Origin of the sequence: Rhodopirellula sp. JB055 (assembly GCF_043100905.1) — a bacterium.
In the GTDB taxonomy this organism is placed as follows: Bacteria; Planctomycetota; Planctomycetia; order Pirellulales; family Pirellulaceae; genus Rhodopirellula.
Genome location: NZ_JBICHO010000356.1, coordinates 1 through 5,536 on the forward strand (window position 1 = coordinate 1; position 5,536 = coordinate 5,536).

A 5,536-nucleotide genomic window follows, 5' to 3' on the forward strand; every position below is an offset into this window, starting at 1 on the left:
CCTCCCAGCGGGAGGGTGATGAGAAACGCTTGGCGAAACGGCGTTTGAACGCTGCACGACATCTCCGCTCAATCCTGTGAAGCGGGGACGATACATTCACGGTTGTTCCTTGACCTCAAGGCTTCTTTGTAGCGATTCAATCTGCATCTGGATCGATTCGAGTTGGGAGTCGATCTCGGCCAGCGAGGTGGTTTCGTTCTTTGTCGGTTCGTCCCAAACTGATTCGGTGATCGGAGCCGCAAGGGCAAAGTCGGGACCATTCGCTTCGGACGGAGTCGAGGACGGATGGCTGGCGGGGCGTGTAGCAATGACCGGCGGTTTCGTTGTTCTCGATCGGTTCCAAAGATTGATCGCCGCCAACGGGATGGAAGCCGCGACGAGAACCGTCAGTAAAATTGCGAGACGGATGTAGGGTCTTTTCGATGCCATCACTTCGCTCGGAAGAGGGATGCTGGGTTGTTGCACGTGGGCCAAGCAGGCTTCCAGCAGACGCTGCGTTTCTTCGGCGCTGCTGATTCGATTTCGTGCGTCCTTGCGAAGCAATTGATCGACCAAGTGGTCCATCCAAACCGGAACACTCGCTTGGCTTTCCCGCATCGGACGATGAGGATGATCTGTGATCCGGCGCAGGATTCCGTAGCTGGTTTCCGAACGAAAGGGCGGACGTCCCGTTGCCATCGCGTACAGAACACACCCGAGTGCAAACAGATCGCTGCGAGCATCGACCGATTCACCACGTGCTTGTTCAGGTGACATGTACTGGGGCGTTCCTGCGATCACGCCGGAGCGTGTGACGGTTACATCATCGGCGGCGCGGGCCAAACCAAAGTCGGTCAACATCGTTCGGTCGACGGCGGGTTCGATCAGAATGTTGGCGGGCTTCACGTCGCGATGCACCAATCCTTGACGATGGGCGGCAGCGAGCGCTGCGGCGACTTGGATACCGATCCGCAGCACATCGGTGAGCGGCAGCGGACCCTCGGCGTCGATGCGTTGTTGCAGTGTCCGGCACGCCACAAACGGCATGACCAAGTAGGGCAGGGTGGCGGATTCACTGACGGACAAAATGGGCATCACGTTGGGATGCACGATCGCCGCGGTCGCTTGTGCCTCACGAAGAAAACGCTTGCGAGCCGTTCCAATCGAGGCCAAGTGCGGCGACATGACTTTGATGGCCACCGGGCGATTCAGTTCTGGCTGAAAACCCTTCAGCACAATCCCCATCCCGCCGTGCCCGATCACCGACTGGACTTCGAACTCACCAAGTTTGCCAATGGCGTCAGGTTGGTCGGTTGGCTGCAGAAACGAAACCGCGAAATCGGCCAACCAAGCGGTCTCGGTGGGTTCAGCCAACTTGGGTGTGTCGAGCGCGAGGCTGCCCGACATGGTTTCACGCCTTAGCGATTCACGAATGGCGTGGGAGGACTCGGCAAACCGCTCGATCCGCTTCTGACAGAGTTCGCATTCATCAAGGTGTGAGGTGACGTCTTCGTCGGTCTGCGCATCGGCGTGTTCGTCGAGCACCAATCGCAGGACGTCGTCGCTGGGGTGTTGGGTTTTCACTGCATCACCTCATCGAGAACCACTCGGATGCGACGCAGGATGCGGGAACGCGACATGTAAATGCTGCCGGCGGAGACGTCGAGCTCTCCAGCGATCTCCGCAACCGGTCGGCCTTCGATCATCGTGCGCCAAAACGCTTTCCAGCTTGTCGGGGCAAATTCGGAGCGGACTTTCTCGGCGGCCCAGACAATCAGTTCATGTTGGTACTGATCCTCCAACGTGGGATCATCGATGGCGGGTTGTTGGTCGAGTTGCAACAGTGCGTCCGTGCCGCCTTGCCCGGAGATCTGTTTTCGCTGGCGAGCCATGTACTTGATGACGACGTTGCGGGAGACCTGGTGGACCCAACGCCGGAACGACGCGTCTTTACCGTCTTCAGAGAACCCGTCAATGCTGCGTGCGATCGAGATCAGGACTTGCTGGGTGACGTCGGCGACGTGCGACGGGGGCGTTCCATGCCGTGCGACCAGGTGCTTGAGAAACGGTTCGTAGGTTTCCACAAACGACCACCAAGCCGATTGGTCTGCCGCACCGCCCAATCGAACGATCAAGCTCGGTCGTGTTTCGGGAGAATGCATGGCTGGGGACCGCCGAAAAGAAAAGCCGCATCTGATTGACGATTAACGAAACCCATGACGGTTCGTTGATCCATTGAGCCGATGGGCGATAGCCCCGGTTTCTACACTTTTGACCGGGGCCGATCGCGCATCGGCTCATTACTAAACGCTGAAACGTAACTGACTCGACAAGGCGTTGACGAGCTCCGCGACGTGAACGTTCCTATCAAGAACAGTCCTCCATCGAGTGAGAATCTCACGCCTGTCGAAAAAATTTTTTTGCGAACTCAGTTTTGTTTCGTTGGTTCGCCCAAAGTTTCGCGAATCGCGTCGGACAATTGTTCACCCAGCTTCGATCCACCACCGACGAAAACTCGCGTCACGGTGCCTTCTGCGTCGATCACGACTGTCTGAGGAATCGCGTTGGCTTGGTAGCGTCCCGCCGCGACACCGTCGATGTCCAGCACGACTTCGGGGCTGACACCGATTCGGTCGAGCGTGTTGCGGATGTCTTCCGCACTTTCTTGCAAGTTGACCGCGACCAAACGGACTTGTTCGGGATCGAATTCGGCAACGGCTTCCTCGATCACCGGCATGGCTTGCATGCACGGGCCGCACCAAGTCGCCCAAAAATCCAGGACCAGTGTTCGGCCGGTTTGATCGGCGATGCGGAACGGTTTGCCATCGAGTGTTTTGAGTTTGAAGTCTGGAGCAGGGTTGCCCACCAAAGGAGACCGAGTGCCAGCCATTGAATCGTCCCCACCACCGGAGTCGCCGATGATCGGTTCAGGGGCATTCACGAGTTGCCAAATCGCGTGCGGGTCATCCGCCAATTCAAAGTCGTTTTGAACGCCGAGATAAAGTTCTTCGCAATTGGCAAGCGGAAGACGAATTGGACCGAGGAAAAAGTTCTCGCCGATCAGCGTTTGATTGATAACGCTCGCGGGCACCAAGGACAAACGATTGCCATCGAGCATCTTGCCTTGCACTGTCAATTCATCCGAATCGTCGCCTGTTTCCTTGGCTGCAGTCTTTTGAGATTCATCCTCGCCGGATTGTTTTTCTGCCTCATCGGGGGCGACCGGCGGCTTCAACCAAATGATTTGTGAGATGACGTTGCGTGGGATGGTGATCGTTTCCAAGCGAGATTCGACTTCGGCGGTCTCTTTCGTCAGACTCACCAATCGGCAACGCATCATGTCGCCGTTGTTGGCAATCAAGAGGTGAGTTGGCGGGCTGTTCTTTCGATTGCGTGGAACGGTGAGCAATCGCTCGCGTTCTTGTTCATCGATGACCGGTTCGGATCCGTTCGAGTTCAAATGAATCGCACGGATTTGTTCACGAGGCAGCTTGGTTTTTTGGGTCATTCCTGATTCGAAGATGATCTCGTTTTCGTCGATCGAAATCACTTTGCCAGGAATGACTTCCCCGGTTTTCAGGTAGATCGGTTTGCCGGCGACGGCCTTCAGGCTCGCTTTGGGATCGAAGACTTTGCTGAAGACATTCCAAACGCCTCGCTGAGGTGCCGCTTGGGCAACGACGCCTCTTTGTTTGGCCTTTTGCAAGCCGTTTTGTTTTTGCGCTGCTTGCCGAAGTTTCTGTAGTCTCTCGATGCGAAGCTCTGTCGCCGATTTAGTCGTTTCCACTTTCGGACGCAGAATCAATTTGCCTTTGATGTCAGGACGCATGACCGTAGGCGTGGTGGCCACCGGTTCGAACCGAAGAGCCGGGGGCTTGGTATCCGGTTCCGCGACAAGCAAGCGGCCGTGAAGTCGCGTGCCGTCCAGTTCCAGACGCATTTGCCCTTTGAGCGAAGGGACGCTTGGCGTGGATGCTTGGAAATCGATCGTGTCGATGCTGGAAATAGGAATTGCGACTTCGCTATTTGTTGCTTCGACAACCACATGCAACGAACGCTCATCGATTTGTTGCAGGCTGCCGCTCAGGCGCATCCCATCAAAGGTGCGGATTTGCAATTGATCCAGGCTGGGAAGTTCGGGTTCCGAATCCTTTTCGGGGGCGTTCTGAACAAAATCCATGACCATGATTTGATCGGCATGGATGGAGCGTTCTTCTTCTCCTGCTTGGAACTGCCACAGGTTATTCTCGATGCCTTTCCAGATACCTTGGAAGGCCTCACCGTTGGTCAGGTGGACCGACGTTTCGACGCCGGTTTCGTCGGTGTTCGTGGACGCTTCAGCGGTGTCATTGGATTTTGGAGCCGGATCGGTGGCGTGCAGGACTTGCAAGGAACGGATTCGGAGGTTGCCATCGATGTTGCGGAAATAAATGCCGGTCTGAGTGATGCGCGGCGTTTTGATCGGCAATTTGTACTGCGTCAGGGTTTCGCCGCGCATGGATTCGATCGTCACTTGGCGGTCAGCCTGGTCGATCTTCAATGTCACCTGCAACCGGTTGCCAAGTTCTTTGAGCTTGGCGATCGATTCCACTCCTGCTAGCGATCCGTCTTCCCAAACGGCGACGATGTCATCGTCCCAAACCTCGATATGGAATGCATCGGCCCAAGTGTTCTCGGGGGATTCTGGATCAACGCCGATCGCGATGACAAAGTTTGGTTTTCCTTCCCAGGCGATATCCAGTTCGACGCGAGCCAATCGCGGAAGCTGGAGGACACGGAAAATGGTGGCCATCGAGGTGCTGGTTTCCAACGTGCCTTTGGAATCCACCCAGCTTTCGAGTCGACCATTTGACTCCCATTCATCACGTGAACCGGGACCTTGGAAGACAACGGCGCGACTGTCGTCCCAGCGGAAGATCTGGCGAACCATGGCGAGCGGTAGTTCCGACGTTTCGCCACCGGTGAGTGAAACGGTCAATGGATCGCCCACTTCGACGATATCGCCGAACAGGCGGTCGCCGTTGAGCAGTTCCAGTGCGAACTGACCTTGGGTGGCGGTGATTTCCGAGGGAGGCGGGAACGTGGCCGATGCCAAGGACGCAAAGGGGAAGGAAAACGGTGTGGCAAACCCATCGTTTTGCCAGTTCACGATGGTCGGGGTTTTTTCCTCGCTGATCTGCGACTTAGCGAAATGACCCTGCACATGGTCGCCATTGTTCAGCCGCAGGATTCCGGAAAAGTCATTCGCGAACAATGGTGGGGTGCACAACGCCCGGTTCAGGAAACCAAAGACGCCCATTAGCAAGATCAGGGACACTCTCGCCGCGGTGGTGGGTCGTTTCATGCGATCGTGATTTTCCAAGATTTTCATCGTTCGTAGATCGGCAGGAAACGGAAGTTGAGCGCCATCGCTAGCAGTGACAAAGAGGTTTCGACGGTGGGGCCAAAGTTACCTGAAAAGCTACCGTCTTCGTTCTGGCTGGCCTTGAGTTGGCGGATCAATTCCTTGTTCCATTTTTCCCAAGCTTCGACATCCCCCTGAAACAACGCTTGGGCT

3 protein-coding genes and 1 pseudogene are annotated in these 5,536 nt (G+C 56.1%); all 4 read right to left on the bottom strand.

Annotated features, from left to right (window positions below; genetic code table 11):
• Nucleotides 1-96 precede the first annotated feature (96 nt).
• Nucleotides 97-1,563, bottom strand: coding sequence for a serine/threonine-protein kinase (locus tag ACF8AM_RS14150; RefSeq protein ID WP_392556256.1), 1,467 nt, complete (start codon nucleotides 1,561-1,563; stop codon nucleotides 97-99).
• On the bottom strand, nucleotides 1,560-2,141 hold the full coding sequence (locus ACF8AM_RS14155; protein WP_392556257.1) for a sigma-70 family RNA polymerase sigma factor: 582 nt from the start codon (nucleotides 2,139-2,141) through the stop codon (nucleotides 1,560-1,562). Before ACF8AM_RS14155 ends, ACF8AM_RS14150 begins: the two co-directional genes overlap by 4 nt.
• A 266-nt stretch (nucleotides 2,142-2,407) precedes the next feature.
• Nucleotides 2,408-5,350 (bottom strand): TlpA family protein disulfide reductase, encoded by a 2,943-nt coding sequence (locus ACF8AM_RS14160; RefSeq protein ID WP_392556258.1) that lies wholly within the window; start codon nucleotides 5,348-5,350, stop codon nucleotides 2,408-2,410.
• Nucleotides 5,347-5,536, bottom strand: a pseudogene (locus tag ACF8AM_RS14165) (squalene--hopene cyclase); the annotation flags it as partial. The pseudogene ACF8AM_RS14165 and the gene ACF8AM_RS14160, both read right to left, overlap by 4 nt.

What these genes read in the sequence shown, in the direction of transcription:
- ACF8AM_RS14155 (WP_392556257.1), bottom strand. Translation starts at nt 2,141, where the DNA reads ATGCATTCTCCCGAAACACGACCGAGCTTGATCGTTCGATTGGGCGGT.
- ACF8AM_RS14160 (WP_392556258.1), bottom strand. Translation starts at nt 5,350, where the DNA reads ATGAAAATCTTGGAAAATCACGATCGCATGAAACGACCCACCACCGCG.